Source organism: Flammeovirga sp. EKP202 (genome assembly GCF_014534745.1).
Taxonomy (GTDB): Bacteria; Bacteroidota; Bacteroidia; order Cytophagales; family Flammeovirgaceae; genus Flammeovirga.
The window spans coordinates 23,095-41,132 of the sequence record NZ_JACVVP010000062.1 but is presented as its reverse complement, the minus strand read 5'-3'; the positions used below and the strand labels follow the sequence as shown (position 1 = coordinate 41,132).

Below are 18,038 nucleotides of genomic sequence, written 5' to 3'. Positions count from 1 at the left end.
AGGCTAATAAATCATCATTCATAACATGACAAAGATAACAACATTATGTTTTTTGCCCACTTTTTGTTGTTGACCCAAAATACATTTTCATAGTTCGCTATCAAGGTATCTTTGAAATGCACTACTAATTATCTTTTCAAAATAAATTCCATCATATTCATATTTAACACGTATTCTTTCGTATGATTTACCATCAAAAATAAAAGTATTTGAATTATGAATTTCAGTTGTGCTCATTTTTACTTCTACCATACTAATCGACCATTCATTATTTTTCTCAATCCATAATTTTTGTTTGCTATATTTCTGTGGTATTCTTATTGGTTTCATATTTTTATCATAGTAGGTTTCTAGTTCATCAAACAGATCTTTTTCTGCTAAAATTAAAAAAGCTAACAGTCTTTCTTTAATAGTGCTACTTTCAATATCAATACTTTCAATTTTTGTTGAAAATAGTTGTTTTAAACGTGTTATGTTATTTTTAAATAATTCAACTAAAGAAAAGAAGAAAAAGTTAATGAGCTCACTCAAATTTGTAAAGTGTTTATCTCTAAGGTAATAGTTATTCTTACTTATGGGCCACTCATCATATAATTTCTGAGGATCAAATATTTCATTTAACTTAATTAACTCCCTTAATGTTAAAGAATCTTTTTCAACATAAAGTTCAAAAAGAGGAATCACAAATTGTTTTATGTAAACTGATTCTAATGGATTATTATTTCTAAGAACCTCGGAACTACCAAACCAACTATTTATTATAAGCTTTATTGTATCACCATTAGAAAAATTGAAGGGTTTCGTAGAGTAAAACTTATTGATAAATCCTTCAAAAGCTAAACCACTTTGCATACCATACCAATGCTCGTACAAACTTTTGAAATTTTCAATATCGCCAACTATTATAGTTTTGTTAAAGCCAAATTTATTTACATTTTCTCCGTCTACTTGATAATCTTCGTGTGCCGCAAAAATATTTAATATCCTAAATAAATGACCTGGATCTAGCCTATCTAGGTCATCTACAATTAGTACTTTTTCTCCTTCTACTTGTTCAAGTAAATCACATATTAAAATAGTAATGGTATCTCTTTCATAAACACTACCTTTAACTTCCTGAAATGAAGAAAAGAAGATTTCAATTTTTTCAAGATTTGAAGAATCAATTTTTTGCCTATATGTATCAAACTCTTCTTTCTTACTTTCAATATTTTTCACTAATGCTGATAACTTCACTCCTGAACTAAAAACATCAAATACTTTACTCAATGATGAAGCAGCTCCTCCCTTCCAAAAATTGTTTATTTGATCTTGAATAAAACTGTAAATAATAAACTGACTTGGTAATTTTATGTCTTCAATTTTCACATGTTTACTTTTCATCAACTCAATTAAGATATCAATTTTTATCTGCTCAAAAATATCTTTATTATCAGCTACACTGTAATGAACAGGTGAAAGATGAATTACAATTCCGTCATTTTCATTTTCCCATTCTCCAAAATATTTTCTTAAAAAATATGTTTTACCCGTACCAAAAGGTGCAGAAAAAAGAATATTACGATTTTGATTAAAATGATTTTCAAAAACTTCTTTTGGATTTTTTATATCAATTGGTTCGATCATATTGAATACTTGTCTTTATGGTTTGCTTTTATATCCCCTCCTCCTCAATTTCCTTCAAAGATTTTCCTTTTTCGTTCTTCCAACTCTCGGGGCCACTTCTTGCAGTTCCTGCAGTCAGTGCGGCTGCGTATGATGATGAGCTTATAAGAATATCTTTTTGCAATGAAAGGTACTGATCATCTACCTCTACAAGAGTTTCATCTTTAATTAGATCTTCTCTTTTTTCTAGTAATTTTTTATGGCTTCTATTGAATTTTTCAGTAGTTGTGTTCACTAATTGGGATCCACTTAAGAGAACAAATCCTTCATTACTTATCTTTCCTTTTGCAGTCAAACCTTTTATCTTAAAATAAAAGATGTCATCATTTTTATCTTCTTTTGATTCTGCTGAATTGTCTAGTTTTTCCAATAATGGATGACCGAGTGTTCCTAGTACCATTTTAATGTTATGTAGATACTCTTCCATTGCAGATTTTTCAGATCTTGGCAATGAAGATTCTGGAGGTGTATTGCCATTCTCTAGATCATATCGATCTGCTTCCAATGTAATAGCTGTCAATCTTGACTCAAGGTATTTGATGTGTGCTTTAGTCAAGTTCTCATCTTTACTAGAGAAAAAGATTACCTCACTCCAAAAGTCCTTATTTCTTAAATGATCAACTAATCGACTATATACATTTTCAGACTCTCCTATATAAACATTATTTCTACCATCAGTAGCATGTTGTTCTAATAGAAAATAAACCCCAGGCCTTTGAGCTTCTTCCCATTTTTTCAACTCTGAAAACTTACTTCTAGGACATGCTACCGCTTGTCCTGACCAATTGACAATTTCTACATGCCTCAATCCACTTGCTGAAGCATCTGATAAATATATTTTAATTGTTTTTCCAAACATCTTTTTTGTTCGTATTGTTGAATTATGACTTCAAATTATACCCAAAAAACTCCCTGCTCATTTCTGGATCATCAAAAGACCTAGCTATTGCTTCTCTTTGCTCCAATTGTTTACTCTCTCTTGGCTTTATGATAAATCGATAACGTGCATTTTTGAAACCTTCAGGATTATTACACTTCAATTGTGGATCAGGAGTTTTTAGTCCTTTTCTGAAAGTTCTATATACAGTTGATTTGGCTTGTTCCTTTTCTATCAAACCTAATTTATTGTCAGTAGAGTTTACATCGTTCAAGTAACTCATTATATGAAATAAGGACCTTAACGGTCCATTAATAAACTCACCTTTGTTTTCTACTCCACGGATCAAAATCCCACCAAAGCCTGTTTTTCCTCTGAGAGTGAAATCAAATCCCATTTTATGAAATCTCCATTTGCCTTCTTTTTCATTATGATGATGGGTATAAGCATCTTGGTGGTGTTTTTCAGAATAGTAATAAAATTCTATTTCGGTAAATGAAAAATGTTCACCATTCACATTCAACTTTTTGGTGAACAAAAGCTCGTTTGCTAATCTTTCAAATTCTTGTTCAATTTGGCCTTCGTCAATAAAAAAATCCATGATTAAATCTTTGTTTGTTATAATTGGTCATATCATTACTAAATGTGATATAAATATAGTAAGAAGCACAATTATTTTATAACATAATACAATTTGAATTTCACCTTTAATCATTTTAGTATTGATTGGGTTTCGCAAGTCAGGAGACTTGCCCAATAGTCAGTTCCAAGTGAAGCTCGCGATGAACACTTGAAACAGGGAGTTGTACACCATAGCTTAACTATGGTGTACGAAACATCAGTTCTCTTTTACTAAAGAAAGTAGTAGCGCACTACATACAACACTTCTTATATTTCTTGCCACTTCCACACGGACAAGGATCATTTCTACCTACTTTGGGTTCTTTTGATAATGATTTTTCATAAAGGTAAGCGTTCATTATCTCTTCCGCTTCTTCATCTTCGAAATCCAATTCCTCTTCTAGACCTGAAAGATCAAACATTCTTTCATCAGGATTATAAGTTTCTTCTAATTCAAGGTAAGTTACTTTGACTACGTTTATAGTATAGTTATTTTCATTCAATGCAAATCCTTCTGAAAAGATCTGATATTCTTCATAATTGCCACAAAACGACTTATCTATTCTGTCAGCATCGTATAGTTTCTTTATATAAGGCTCTAATTCATGTAAATTTGCATCTTCAATTTCACCTAAGATCATTGCATTTAGAGAGGGATCTATCACATTTGAATCCGTTGACGTTAGATACTCATGCAATACTTCATCCATAAAGTGGAGCAGTTCCTGTCTACGCTCTGGTTGATAAACAGAGATCGCACACATTCCTCTTACCATAGTGGATTTAGCAAATGATGAATGTAAGGGAGACAGCAAATAATCTTTTACTAATGCTAAATCATTATTCAGCATTTTGTAACAAACACCATAAAAATCTATTACTTCATCTAACAAGTAGAAATCAAGGAATTCTTCAGATTGAGTAAATACTTTTAGTAATAAGTCTTTTCCTCTTTCAGGAGCCATTTCACCTAAAATTTGTAGTCCATGGTATATAATGCCGACTTCAATAGGTTCCTCATATTCTTCTCCTATTTTTTCAAAGTAAGGATAACGTGCTATTCCATCTTCAACACCTTTTACAAGGTCTTCTATTAATGTATCATAGGGTAATTCTTATATATCTTTTATGGTAAAATAATCCATATCCAAGAACCTTACATACAACTCTTCCATTTGCATGGAATGGTGAAAGTCAGGTAATCCCTTTAGTATTTGTTTTTCTATATCCTTCATAATTAATAGTTAAAAGCGTTTATTTTTTAGTTCACTGAGTTATAACATCTAATAAATATGATAATATTTATAATCTTCTCAACAACAATTCTGGTAATACTATTTTTACTTCTTTGTTATGTTCTTCAGACCACCAAAAGATAATGTAACTTACTTTTGCTTTTGCTATGGTATATCCCTTTTGAGATAGCTTCTGAAGCTCCTCTTTAAAGGCTTTGGAGAATTTTAAAATGGGATAGTTATCCTGAGTAAAACAACCATCTTGATCAAAAAGAAGAGCATCACCAGTATTTAAGTTTGAGATGTACTTTTGTTTGTGTACAAAGAAACTTAACCATAAATCTTTATGAGTAGCTTGAAGGAGTAAAAGCTTTGAAGGTTCATAGTGTTGATCGTCTTCCAAAACTTCAAGATGTGGAATAGAAATATTATTTAGGTAGTTTTTATTGGTGTGGATAGATAGGTGATGTTTCGCTCTAGTAAAAGCTACATACAGCTCTCTTTTCTTGGCATTGGTATTCTCTATTTTATCTTTCAACATGATAAATACATTATCAAACTCTTTACCTTTTGACTTATGGATTGTAGATACTAGAATTGTTTCTTCATCTGAATTAATAAAGTTTTCTAGTTTGGACTCTTTGATAAAAATCTCAAAATCTGATTTGTATTTAATCTTGGGATAAAGTGCTTCAAATTCAGCTATGACATTTAGACATAACGATAAGTGTTGGCTGTTTATGAATTTCGATTTAATCTTTTCTATAGAATCCTTCCACTTATTATTGTCAATAATAGCCTCACTATTCTCAAAATCTAAAGCAATAATAAACTGACGTATTTCTAATAAATTAAATAAGTTAAAACCATCATTGGATTGAATAAGTTTGGCCTTTTTTCCCATCATATTCAATAAGCCTGTAATCTGTAAAGCATCTTCATTTTTATGAGTAAGTATACACGTTGAACCTTTTAAGGTACTGTGATAAACTGTTCTTACCACCGCTTCTGTTAAATGTTGGGAAACATACTTAGTTAACTTTACGGAACCTGTCTCTTTCGATCTGGAGGTGATTTGATTTACCTTTAACCGGTTACTGATCTTTTTGACAAATTGATTGGAATAATCCACTAATGCGATGTCACTTCTGTAGTTTTCAGTCAGTTCATACTTTTCTGCTCCGTTATGTTGAATAAAGTCTTCTAAATATTTTGATGAAGCCCCTCTGAATTCATATATATTTTGATCATCGTCCCCCACCATGATTACCCTCATATCATCATTAATCTCCATCAAGGTAGACACTAATTCAAACTCCGCTTGATCCATATCCTGGGCTTCATCGATCACTAATACCGTTTTAGTAATTTTGGATTGTTCAATGTCCTTATTCTTGATTTTCTCTACTGTGGAAGCTATTATATTCTGCGACTTTTCTAAGTCTCCTACCTTACCCAATATCTCGAAACAGTAAGAATGGAAAGTCATAATTTCAATTCCATACACTGCATTTCCAATTAATGCTTTAAGTCGCATTTTAAACTCTGTAGCCGCTGCCCTCGAAAAGGTCAACATCAAAAGTTGTTCATGTTTGACATCTTCCATGAGAATCAATGAGGCTAATTTATGTACTAACACCCTAGTTTTCCCACTTCCAGGACCAGCAAGAACAGAGATATAATCTGACTTATTATCTTTAATTATGCTATTTTGAGTGATGGACAATCCACCAAAAAGCTGTTCATATTTGGCAGGAGTAATATTCTTTTTTAATGATTTCCCTTTTTCACCTCTAAAATACTTTCTTAAAAAATCTGAGTACTCCAAGTGGAAATAATCTTCCGTAAACTGCAATGCATCTTGATAATCTTGGATCATTTTTTTGGCATACTCTCCTACTATATGCACCTGTTCAGTCTTGTTCTGATAGTACTGATCCAATTTCTCATAATCTGACTTCTTATATTTTATCTGATTGTTTTGCTCTAATCGATCAACCTTTATCTTGTTATAAGTAATCAAAAAGCCTCCATCAATCTTAATAGCATCAACCCTCGACAAATAAAAAAGAGCATCTTCAATATCCTCTAACTTGGCGTTTACCTTAAAAAGCGATGAAGCGTTTTTAAAATCAAAGGCTTTCTTTAATTCTAAAATTGAAAAATGAACTAGTATTTCATTCCCTTCTAGATTTTGACTTATACTTTTCTCGAACAAAAATTCAACGATAAATTCTGATAAAGTAGACCTTAATTGAATTTTCTTTTTTAATGCATCAGGTGATAGTTTACATTTTACAATAAAGTGATGATTTGAATACTCATCTTTCTTCCTTTTGATGCAATTTGTAATCACCCAAAAGTTTAAAATTGTATTTATTTTCTGAGGATTAACTCTAGAGACATTCTCACTTTCTGCTTTTTCATTGAGTTCTTTAATATGATATTGACATTCCTCCTCTGAAAATTGATCTACTAAAAAATTCTCTATACCATGATAGGACTTCAATATATTTAAAGACCTATTTTTCTTGTCTTCTCTTTTGATAAAAGCAGTCAAATCCTTTGCATCAGACAGAATACCTTCTGCCCTCAGTAAAGTAATGACTTCTATAACCTGTTCCTTTTTCAAGCCAAGGTGATCTGATATATAATCGACTCTCGTTTCTGCTTTTTCATCATCTTCTCTTATGCGGGTTTTGGAAGAAAATAGTTTTTTGATGACCCGAACAGCATTCTGCTTTTGATCTTCATTAAATCGAGGAGAACAGTATATTCTATCAATTGCATCTTGTGCATTTTTAGCTTGAATGCTATCCGCAAAAACTTGAGGCATATTTTGTCCACGTTTTACATAGCCGGCGTCTTCTAATGCCGCTATAGCAGTAGTCACTCTTGTCTCCAATTCTTTGATACTGTCATCCCAACCTGCTTTTCTTGCAATCTCTAAGGCTGAATTTGAAACACTTCCCTTATAAACAGATAACTGTTTGATGGCACTCCATATTTGCTTGATTTCATTGAAATTTAGCTTTGTCTGATTGAGAAGAAGAAAATGCTTGTCTAAATCCTCTTCATTGAACAACACAAAACATTCCGCTGACAAACTTTGATCTCTTCCTGCCCTGCCTGCTTCTTGTACATAATTCTCTAAAGAATCCGAGACTTCAAAATGAACTACCATCCCCACATCACTTTTATCCACGCCCATTCCAAAAGCAGAAGTAGCAACCATAATATCTACTTCTCCATTAATAAAAAGTTCTTGATTTTCAGACTTCTCATTCTTGTCCATTTTTCCATGATAAGCCCTAGCATAAAATCCATCTTGATTTAATTGCTCTGCAATTTTGTAGGCTTTTTTAGTTCTTGAAACATAAACAATTGTGGGGCATCGTTTCGCCTCTATCAGCTCACGAAGTTGAGCATACTTTTCCTTATCTCCTTTCTTAGGAATCACTTGATAGCTCAAATTAGTCCTTGAAGCTTTAGAGCTAAATTCTTTTAACTGAAGAGATAATTTGCTTGAAAAATAATGCTTTATATCGTTGACTACCTGCTTTTTTGCTGTTGCTGTAAAACAAGAAACAGGGATAGTATAATCTAGTTTTTTCTTTATTTGTAAATTTTGAATAAAGTCCGCAATGTATAGATAATCCACTCTAAAATCTTGTCCCCAAGCAGAAAAACAATGGGCTTCATCGATCACAAATCTAACGATATTTCTTCCCAACAAAAGTCTTTCTATCGACCTTGACCTCAATGACTCAGGAGAGATATATAATAAAGAAGCCATTCCATTTTCAACTCTTTCAAAAGATTTTGCTCTTTCGATAGGGTCCAACAATCCATTGATTGTTACAGCATCTGTAATATTCGATTTTTCTAAATTATCGACTTGATCTTTCATCAATGACTGTAATGGTGAAATCACAACCGTTAGTCCCTTCACATTTTCACCACTCATTAATGCTGGAACTTGAAAAGTGATTGACTTTCCTCCACCTGTTGGAAAAATAGCTAAAATAGACTCATTATTTATGGCTGCATTGACTGAATCTTCTTGTAACGATTTCCCTTCAAATTTTCGGTACTCAGGATAGCCAAAGAACTTTCTTAACCCTTCCTTGGCACTTAATTTTCTCTGACAATAGCGACAACTATTAGAAGAACATTTTGTATTACGAAGAAGTCGAAATACAGTTTCAATATCAGGGTATGTTTTAATCACCCAAGGTGGCGTAATCGAATACTTATTATCGATAGAAATTAATGCTAATACATAAGCTAATTCAATGGGATAATCAATTATTAATTCTTCAATTATGGATATTGTTTCACAAACCTTCTCTTTAAACCTTTTTCTGATTAATGCTGATAGATTCCGTTCCTCTTCATTGTAATCGATATACTTAAAAAAAGCGTTAAACTCTTTTCTATCTTTCAACAAAGAATAATATATTGATTTTAACTCATGGTCGAGTTTATGAAAAGCAGATATTTCATCTTGTAATAGGTCTTTCGCTTTAAGGCAATCGGTTAATGGATTATTCAGTTCTTCCGTCTGAAGTTTATCGTCTTTTATAAGTTTATGATAGGGTTTGCTTGGAAATAATAAAGGTGACCAATGTAAAGTATCAATCACGTATTTATCTTCAAAAGATACAACATATTGTTTTTCGATAATGGGTAAATCATGCACAAAAATATTATGTCCACAGATAAAATCTTTGGTTTGAATGCACCGAAGTAAATCTTTGTTAGATGTGGAATGAGATTTTATTCCATCATCAGTCAAAACTCCAATATCTTCAATTCTGTTCGACTTTACATTAACCTCAATATCGATAAATACAACAGCTTCCATATAAAAACTGAATATAATAAATCACAATAATTAATTAAATATTACAATAAATTATGTTAACAAATTTACATTTAACATTGTGCTTCAGTTCATAGTTAGATAGTGGATTTGTAACATTTGTTTTAATAACTCCCTTTCTCTACATTCTTTTACATCTAAAAGTATTTCAACATCTTATGATTTAATTAATTCGTTATGGGTAATAAAACCAAAGACGACACCTTCTTGTTTAGTATTCGACGGTTTTCTTCATTAACACCTACAATCTTAAGATTCTCTTTAACGTAAAGAATAATTTCCATTCCTTCCTCATAAATAGTATATAGAATAACCATACGTTATTAATGAGGAAGAATTATTGAGCATGAATTTTATCAATTAATTTAGGAATAACGGTCTCTATTTACCTTTAGAAAACTTTGTTATTTCATTGCAATCATCAACTGGTATTAATATCATAAAACACCCTTCCCTATTCCCCTAACACAATTCTTTTCTTATAGCTATTACCACCTTCTTCCATTTTTAGAATATAGAGTCCAGGTTGTAGTCCTGACAATACATTACTTACAGAAAGACTTAAAGATGATAACTCTTCATAAGCTTCGTATAAAACTACACCATTGATATTGACAAGTTGTGCATTGACTTTACCTGTTATTTTGGGGCTACTAAATTGAATACTCCCTTTTGTTGGGTTGGGGTAAACGACAAAAGATGTTTGATCCAATGCTGAGAATAATGGTTCTTCGTCTTCGGGTTTACAGTTTTGATCTTCTACAGTTATTATAAATGATACGCTATCACAATAGCTCATGTCATCACAAGAGACTAATGAAACGGTGTATTCTCCCATCTCTTCATAAGTGTGAGTGGGTGATGCTTCAGTTGAGATAGTTCCATCACCGAAGTGCCAGGTGTAAGAGGTGATATTGTGATGAGCATTTTCTATCGAAACTGTAAGATCATCGTCACAAGACGCTGAACTAATGTCTGTGTTTAAATAATATTGATCGGCGCCTACATCTACGCCTTTTGATACGATTCTTGGATCGTTATCATAATCATTTCCGATACCTTCATAGTACATCCCTTGTCTAAAAGTGTTGCCATCTTTCAGATGAAAATCAGCGGAATCTATAAAAGCTCTACTTTCAGTTGAAGGCGATGGTAGATATTCAAAATTATGGGTAGTTGTAACGTAGGAATTTTGATCAAATTGAGGGAGGTAATTTTGAAATTCATCTAATGTTACGAAGGAAGTATCTAAATCATTATCATCGTTGACAATCATATTTGTCATGTAATAATACCTTTTAAAATGAGCAGTGGGATTACTCTTTACCACTACATTGTGATCTATCACAAAAGATGAAGTCTCTAAATTGTGTTCAAAATCATCCAAACGAATTATTCTATCGAGAGTATCAGCCATCACAAATAGGTTGTTCACTATAGCTAACGAATCTCCTTGAAAAGCATCAATATTGAGGAATGAGGCACTAGAATTTGTGGGTCTTTCATGTCTGTAAAAAGTATTGTTCGCGATCACCAATTCTTCGAAAGTCAATTGGTCATCGATATTATAACTTCCATTGTGAGATATAAAAGTGTTGTTGGTGAGGTAGTACTTATTGTTACCTCCACATTCGATGTTCTTGTACACATCTGTGACAATTTTATTTTGATTGATCACTACTGAATCACCATGCACCATAAAAATAGCATAGTAACCTCCCAGCATTTCATTTCTTTCTATGATCGCATCATCAAAATATTGTAAATAAACACATTTAGTATTGACATCAGAATTGTTGCCATTAAAGTAATTATCACGAATGATTACATCTCCATAAAAACCACTTCTTGTATTCAAGTCTGTAGGATTACCATATAGGTAAATATGATTTGAATGTCTGAGATATCTTTCGGATAAGAATTCACAATCATGAATGTAAAGGTTACTCCCTTGTTGTTTTAATGAAAACACATCAAAACCAGAATGTTCAAAAGAGGTATTACTAATTTCAATATTGGTTGATGAGTCTTCAAATACAAAAGCGATATTTGACATTGCCCCTTCTAAATAGGAGGAATCAATCAAGACATTATGCACACCAATTAATCGTATATTTGATGAAGCAAATTTATCATATGTGGTGCCAATAATTGTATCTGATTCGGCAATGATATTACGGATAGCAACATTCGTACATGAGTCCACACCGATCAAACTATTCTCATTCAAAATAGTCTCTACTCTTACTGTATTAAGGGAATCACTTTTAAAAGTAAGTCCTTCAATTTCTAACCCATCAATGTTTTTGAAGTAAAAACCTGCCTCCGTATCACGTAATGATTTCAGAGGATAGATAATTGTATTTTCCTTTGCTCCCATTGCTGTAATGCTCAAGCCATACCCATTAGTTTCTAAGTGATCCAGAATCAAACTATCAATATAAACTCCTTCTTCTATTACCAATTGAACATCACCTGAAAAAGGGGTATGATTTAGCACTTCACCTGCTTTTGTAAATGAAGAAAAATCTCCTGATTCGCCAATTTGATAGGTTCCTTCAATAGTGCTCTGACCAAAAAGCTGAAGAGGATACAAAATCAATAAAGTAAGTAAAAGTTTTTTCATAGTATTTAGTTGTGGATAAGTACTAAGACAAAATCATAGAACTAATTCTTATTATTTTTTCATTACTGCCTTTAAAAACTTTATATAGCTCCACTATTAATACGTTTAGCGTTATTCTCAAAAAAACAAGTAAGAATTAATTATCGTTTATTTTAGCCTTGTACTTACCCTTCGTTAGTCCAAAAAACACATTTATATTGTTATACAAATGTTATTAATTAAGAAGGAAAGCAATCCGGCAACAATGATTAAAAAATCCGATGAGAGGCAGTACAACAAAATAAAATTATATAAAATTGATTTGAGAACCTATTGATTAACACCCTTGTCACTTTTTGTAAGCAATACGAAAGGAAATCAATAATTTATCTTCCTCATTTACGGTTTTATTCAAAAAGTAAAATTGCATAAGTTATTTTAAAACATTGATTTAGAGGAATTAATAGAAATAATTATAAGCTTAAGGAGTATTCTTGACGAAAGTAAGATGTTTGTCCTAAAACATTGACTCAAATATTACGTATCTAAGTACCAAGACAAAATTATTTAATACTAATTCTATTTATTGTTTTGCGATTACTTCCTTCAAAAAACTTTCAATAGAACCACTATTAATACGTTTCTTAGCGTTGTACTCACAAAAAATAAATTAGAATTAACTATGATTTATTTTTGGCTTAGTACTTAAAAGCAAATATTCATATATTTAAATAATACCAAATAGAAATATCATGCTCACACCTGAAGAAAAGAAAGCGGAAAATGCACTTGACAATTGCTTTAAAGGATCGATTGAAACAATAAAAGATGCTCTTGAAAAAGAAGATTTATACTCTATTCGTGAAATTGTTGGTAATATTACGGTATGGTCTGGCCATTTAGGTGACAGACCAAAATGGTTAACTCCATTTTCTACGACTTTACAGGAATTACTTGACAAATATGGCTCTAGCGACACTGAAGAGGCTAAAAAGCAATTTTTTATAGAATTAAGAGTAGCTTATGAGGATCTCATCATCAAGATGAAATAATACATTCCTTTACGAAAAATAATTACGAACATTTACCCTCTTGAGCTATTGACATAGCATTGAATCAAGAGGGTAAATATTGTGGTTTAAATAAAACCGAGTACGTTGAGTACTTCCCCGGCCTTGAGGCTTAGTACTTCGTCTCATTAAATGAGATGCCGTTTGTAAAGCATTTCTACCTTTGCAAAATGTGCCCCCGAATCTATTCTTCGTTTTAATGTATAAATGGACTTTATCTCCTTGGGGTCATAATAAGTGACAACCAATTTAAAACGGCATTGATCCGTTCCGAAAGATTTTGATGACAATAAATCCGTTTTAAAATCTTCAGATCTTACTTCTGCTATAAACTTGGGGTGTTCTGTAGAAAACACTTTGTGAGGAACTTCACGAAAACCTTCAGAAAACATAAAATTTAATTTTCTCTTCAACTTTGCTTTTTTTCTTTCAGGCACAACATGGATATGTACAACCCTATCAGTGATTAGGCCCTGAAATACTTTTTTTGAAAGCTGTACAATTTCTTTATCAGAGAGAAGATCTTCTGTCTTTTCTTGCCAAGCCCAAAAAGTTACGGATTCTAAAGCAACCCACTTCAATTTCAAATAGATCCCTTCAAACCTTCTGATCATGATTATTCTCTTTGTAATTAAATGCTCGGTTTGCTCAGTAAGTTCTAATTCTTTTAATTTCAGCATGATAAAAGTAGTTTTAAAGGTTAATAATAATCGTTGAAATAAGAGTATATTCAAATTCAAGAGGCGTAGTTATTCCATCACCACTTAGCCAAGTACTTTTCAAAAAGTGGACTTGACAAGATTTGAAATTTAGATTGAAGATTGGGTTAAATTCCAATACCTTCCTTACTCTTTTTTGAGCTAAGGTCAAATCCGCTTGAAAGTTTTCTTTACTGGAAGATAATTCAATGGTCAATACCCCCTTTTTGAAAGACTTAATATCGGTACAAACCTGAGTAAACATACGAGAGTACTTATCAACCCCATAAACGAAATAGTCGTTGAGTACTTGAATCTCTTTGTCTGAAAAAGTATGTTTTTGCATTACAATAGTATTTAAAGGATTAAAACTATTGCATCAAGAAAAGAAGGGAAGTGACCATATTGTTTTTAGGCGGTCGCCTCACATCATATTTACCACCGTGCCTTGGTGAAAGATCGGTTGGTGAGTGTTAAAACACTGCTCTTGATGCTATTATCAATTCAAAAGTGCATATTTCTGAAATAAAACACAACTATTGACGTGTTCTATTTTCTATCTGGATTAAGATTGTTTTGAAATGCTCCCAATCCCCCCTTATTCTATTCAAAGGAAAATCAGAAGCATTTCTTCTTTGGAAATTTGTACTATCTCAAGCCTCTTCCAACATAAATACACCTGCTAGTGCTTTTCTTTCAATATCTTTAGCGAAGAGCGGTGTTTCTTCATTGATATGAAGCTGGAAAGGTGTTTCCTGAGGATCAATGTCTTTTGTTAGCTCGTGTGTAGCTTGAATAAATTTTTCATTTTCGGTTTCTGAAATCACTTTACAAGTAAGTAAACAAGTGTTCTCATCTATTTTTTCAACTTTCAACTCCCAAGTGATTTGTAGGATTACATAATTGACATCATCCAACCAAAGTGTCGTATTGGGTGAAACCGCTAAAACTCTGTCCTTTTCAGAGATTGTTTCAATGTAGTGCTGTACCATAAAGTAGCCCGCTACATTTTCTACATTCATAGATACTCTTTTACCTGATGGTAGTTGTCCTTGTGCTGCACTTTGATGTCCAGATGAACAGGCGGCATATTCTTCAGTCGTAATCGTAAAAAGCCATTCTGAAATATTGATACTTTCAATGTTTGCATTAATAATAGCTTGTGCTGTTGCTTCTCCTAGTTTTGTCATGATATTTTTAATTTGAAGAGAGGTAATTGTTTAGAAATAAGTGTTTTCGTTCTTGAATTTTCCACCGACCATCCAGAAGTAAAATCTCATTTGACCGTGAATAGGCTGTACAGCATCCCAATGTTCAGTGATTTTACCGTCTTCTACTTTCCACACATCCATGATGTTCAACCCTTTTTGAGCATTTCCTCTATGTTTCTTATCATTTGTGGCATGTGAGTGAACCGTTACGTGTTCCCCATCTACATAAATATGCTTCACATCATACATATAATCAGGGTACGTTTTCGCAAAGTTAGAAACCACTTCCAATACTCCTTTTAAGCCGTCTACCATACTTTGATTGTGCTGCTTGTAGGGATGACTTCCATAAGTGTTCTTGATATATTCAAAATCATGATTATTCATCAAGTTCTGCACAAAGTCAACTACGATTGTTGCATTTTCTACTTCTTGTGCTGTCCATGATGCTTTTTGATACTTCTGTAAATCAATTTTTTGCGTTTCCATTTTAACTTTATTAAAAGGTTTTTAAATAAATAATCTTTAACTTGCATTTTGCAATCTTTTACAAACATAAAGCATTAACTTGCATTTTACAAGCTATAAAATGAAAAAAGATGAATTAAGATCAGAATGCCCTATTAATTATGCCTTGGAATACCTTGGAGATAAGTGGACATTATTAGTGATTAGAGACCTTGTTTTTGAGGGGAAAAAATTCTTTAAAGAGATCCTAAATTCGAAGGAAGGCATTGCTACAAACATCCTTACTGACCGTTTAAAACGATTAGAAAGTTTAGGAGTAGTAGAGTCGCGCCCTTATGAGAAACAAAGGAAATTTAAAGTTTACACACTGACAGAGAAGGGAATAGACCTCATTCCAATTTTACTAGAGCTTATTATCTGGTCAGCTAAACATAAGGATGGTTTAAATGTGAGCCCTGAATTTATAGAGCTCGTGAAAAAGGATAAAGACGGAGTTATCAAAGCTATTACAGAGAGTGTTGGAACAAATAAATTTAGTGCTAATCGTGAAGCATAAGACAAGTTGATTTTTTTGAAAAGTTTTTTTCTAAAAATCAGGAATTATGTTTTTATGTGGGGATGTTGGCCTCCAATGTCCACACATTTACTACCTCCAATAAGGATAAATCCCGTGTTCAATTATTTGAGTCATTGAGTTTTTTTTATAATTTGAATGAGTCAAACATTAAGAAATTGACTCAATTCAAAAAAACAATTATGAAACTACTTGAACACACAACAATCTGGGCCAAAGGTGATATCTACCAAGGAAAGGTGATGTTATGTTTTGGTATTCTCTTTCTTATTGCTGCAATAATAATTCTAAGAAGCAATCATGAATTATTAAAAGGAACTTTGATTCCTATTTCATTAGCAGTTGTAATGCTATTAGGGTACGGAGGTTTTCTTACATTCACTAGAAATGGTCACCTCACCAATGTAGAGTCCGTTTATAACGAAAGCCCAGCAAAAGCGATTGAACAGGAGTTTGAAAAAGCGAAAAAAGACCACGAGGCGTATTCCAAATTAAAACCTGTATGGGCTGTATTGATTGTCCTATCCTTGGGATTGTTTTTTATTTTCAAAACAGATTATCTCAAAGGGCTTTCTCTTGGACTTGTAGGTCTTTTCTTTTTAGCATTAATAATTGATACAAACCTTCATTTCAGGTTAAAACCCTACTTCGACGTACTTAGTAATTTCTCTTTAAACAACAATCTATGATTACTTCAAAAGGTATTGGATTAAAAAGGCTAATACAATGGTCTGGGATGCACATGCTTTGGCTTATGGTTTTTATGGCCTCAGTAGCTGCTCTTTATTACTTTAAAATAATAGAAATAAGTATTCCATGGCTACCTATTTCGGTGATAGGAACGGCAGTTGCTTTTTACGTAGGTTTTAAAAATAATCAGGCGTACAATCGGATGTGGGAAGCACGAAAAATTTGGGGAGGTATCATTAATGACAGCAGAACTTGGGGAATGATGGTGGATGGTTTTATCACTAATCAATTTACGAATGAAAAGGTGGATGAGGGTGAAATTAAAGCCATCAAAAAAAGATTGATCTATCGTCATATTGGTTGGCTTTATGCACATAGAAGTCAACTTTTAGTTTCAACTCCTTGGGAACATTCTAGTCAAAAGGGACATATTGGTAATACTGCCCGATATTTTCAAAAGAATTTTGGAGTGGGTTTAGTGGATGACGAAGTAACTAAATCCGAACTGAAAAACTTTTTACCTTCCACTGAATATGAACGGTTGATCAACTATATCAATACCGCCACACAAATCATCAATGAACAGTCCCGTGAACTGAAACAACTGAGAGCATCTGATTTGATCGAAGATTTCAGGCATATGGAAATGGTTAAAGTCCTCTCCAATTTCTATACTTTACAAGGAAAAAATGAAAGGATAAAGAAGTTTCCTTTACCTCGTCAATATGCCAACATGAGTAGGTATTTTGTAACAATACTTATTGCCCTTCTTCCTTTTAGTATGATTCCAGAATTAATGAAACTAGGTAGTTGGGGAATTTGGCTATCAGTACCAATTTCTGCTCTGGTAGGGTGGGTTTATGTGATGATGGAAATAGTAGGAGATTATTCTGAAAATCCGTTCCAAGGCATGGCTAATGATATTCCAATGCTATCCTTGTGCAGAACTATTGAAATTGATTTACTCCAAATGCTAGGTGAAACAGATTTGCCAGCACCTATTCAATCTAAGAATGATATTTTGATGTAGAATTATTTGAATAGTATAAAAAAATAATGCTACCCATAAAGCCTTTATTGATAATCTTTGGTTATTGATAAAGGCTTTTCTTATAACACCATGCTTCTCCGACATATAAAACTTCAAACAACAACATAATCATTATACAAATTGTATTTATCAATGAACATTTCTTTACATCAAAATGAATTATCACCTTCAACAGTTCCTACCATTCATCTTTTAGAAAAGAATTATCACGAAAAATTACACGGAAAATGAGTACTCATTCACACTTAAATAATTTGTATTATAAATTTAAAAAATAGATTATCAGCGATTTACACTCATTTTTCAATATTATTTTATTGGATATTTACAATTATTACTTAGTATTATTACATTTGTATGTAATGTATGATTCACTAAAACATTATTT

The 18,038-nt window shown here is 32.3% G+C and carries 14 protein-coding genes and 1 riboswitch; of the genes, 4 read left to right on the top strand and 10 right to left on the bottom strand.

Features of this window, described 5'->3' with window-relative positions:
* Nucleotides 1–87: 87 nt before the first annotated feature.
* The 6 genes from IC221_RS25340 to IC221_RS25315 all read right to left on the bottom strand — a co-directional run bounded on the left by IC221_RS25340 (nucleotide 88) and on the right by IC221_RS25315 (nucleotide 11,909).
* Nucleotides 88–1,626, bottom strand: coding sequence for a P-loop NTPase fold protein (locus IC221_RS25340; RefSeq protein WP_188171632.1), 1,539 nt, complete (start codon nucleotides 1,624–1,626; stop codon nucleotides 88–90).
* A 28-nt stretch (nucleotides 1,627–1,654) separates the two neighbouring features.
* Nucleotides 1,655–2,524 (bottom strand): GIY-YIG nuclease family protein, encoded by an 870-nt coding sequence (locus IC221_RS25335; protein WP_188171631.1) that lies wholly within the window; start codon nucleotides 2,522–2,524, stop codon nucleotides 1,655–1,657.
* A gap of 22 nt (nucleotides 2,525–2,546) precedes the next feature.
* Nucleotides 2,547–3,143 carry a hypothetical protein gene (locus IC221_RS25330; protein ID WP_188171630.1) on the bottom strand — a complete coding sequence of 199 codons (597 nt, stop codon included), beginning with the start codon at nucleotides 3,141–3,143 and terminating at the stop codon, nucleotides 2,547–2,549.
* Nucleotides 3,144–3,414: 271 nt separating this feature from the next.
* Nucleotides 3,415–4,128, bottom strand: coding sequence for a YecA family protein (locus tag IC221_RS29640; RefSeq protein WP_223241491.1), 714 nt, complete (start codon nucleotides 4,126–4,128; stop codon nucleotides 3,415–3,417).
* Nucleotides 4,129–4,465: 337 nt separating this feature from the next.
* Nucleotides 4,466–9,265 (bottom strand): RecQ family ATP-dependent DNA helicase, encoded by a 4,800-nt coding sequence (locus tag IC221_RS25320; RefSeq protein WP_188171629.1) that lies wholly within the window; start codon nucleotides 9,263–9,265, stop codon nucleotides 4,466–4,468.
* Between the two features lie 472 nt (nucleotides 9,266–9,737).
* Entirely contained in the window at nucleotides 9,738–11,909 is a 2,172-nt protein-coding gene (locus IC221_RS25315; RefSeq protein WP_188171628.1) for a PKD domain-containing protein, read from the bottom strand.
* Nucleotides 11,910–12,640: 731 nt separating this feature from the next.
* On the opposite strand from IC221_RS25315, the gene IC221_RS25310 reads away from it, so the two are divergent.
* Nucleotides 12,641–12,940: a hypothetical protein gene (locus IC221_RS25310; RefSeq protein ID WP_188171627.1), complete on the top strand. Its 300-nt coding sequence runs from the start codon at nucleotides 12,641–12,643 to the stop codon at nucleotides 12,938–12,940.
* A 146-nt stretch (nucleotides 12,941–13,086) separates the two neighbouring features.
* Here IC221_RS25310 and IC221_RS25305 read toward each other — a convergent pair whose 3' ends face one another.
* From IC221_RS25305 to IC221_RS25290, 4 genes are all read right to left on the bottom strand, one after another.
* Nucleotides 13,087–13,638 carry a hypothetical protein gene (locus tag IC221_RS25305; RefSeq protein ID WP_188171626.1) on the bottom strand — a complete coding sequence of 184 codons (552 nt, stop codon included), beginning with the start codon at nucleotides 13,636–13,638 and terminating at the stop codon, nucleotides 13,087–13,089.
* 13 nt (nucleotides 13,639–13,651) lie between these two features.
* Nucleotides 13,652–14,002, bottom strand: a complete 351-nt coding sequence (locus tag IC221_RS25300; RefSeq protein ID WP_188171625.1) for a hypothetical protein — start codon at nucleotides 14,000–14,002, stop codon at nucleotides 13,652–13,654.
* 51 nt (nucleotides 14,003–14,053) lie between these two features.
* A riboswitch (SAM-I-IV-variant riboswitch) is annotated at nucleotides 14,054–14,155 on the bottom strand.
* 154 nt (nucleotides 14,156–14,309) lie between these two features.
* A complete protein-coding gene (locus IC221_RS25295) occupies nucleotides 14,310–14,846 on the bottom strand; it encodes a hypothetical protein (RefSeq protein WP_188171624.1) in 537 nt (178 codons plus the stop codon).
* A gap of 30 nt (nucleotides 14,847–14,876) precedes the next feature.
* Nucleotides 14,877–15,356 (bottom strand): nuclear transport factor 2 family protein, encoded by a 480-nt coding sequence (locus IC221_RS25290; protein ID WP_188171623.1) that lies wholly within the window; start codon nucleotides 15,354–15,356, stop codon nucleotides 14,877–14,879.
* Between the two features lie 100 nt (nucleotides 15,357–15,456).
* Between IC221_RS25290 and IC221_RS25285 the strand changes: the two genes are divergently transcribed.
* The 3 genes from IC221_RS25285 (at nucleotide 15,457) to IC221_RS25275 (ending at nucleotide 17,629) form a co-directional block, all read left to right on the top strand.
* Nucleotides 15,457–15,891, top strand: a complete 435-nt coding sequence (locus IC221_RS25285) for a helix-turn-helix domain-containing protein (RefSeq protein ID WP_188171622.1) — start codon at nucleotides 15,457–15,459, stop codon at nucleotides 15,889–15,891.
* A gap of 200 nt (nucleotides 15,892–16,091) precedes the next feature.
* A complete protein-coding gene (locus IC221_RS25280) occupies nucleotides 16,092–16,598 on the top strand; it encodes a hypothetical protein (protein WP_188171621.1) in 507 nt (168 codons plus the stop codon).
* Entirely contained in the window at nucleotides 16,595–17,629 is a 1,035-nt protein-coding gene (locus tag IC221_RS25275; RefSeq protein ID WP_188171620.1) for a bestrophin family protein, read from the top strand. The genes IC221_RS25280 and IC221_RS25275 overlap by 4 nt, the downstream gene beginning before the upstream one ends.
* Nucleotides 17,630–18,038 lie beyond the last annotated feature (409 nt).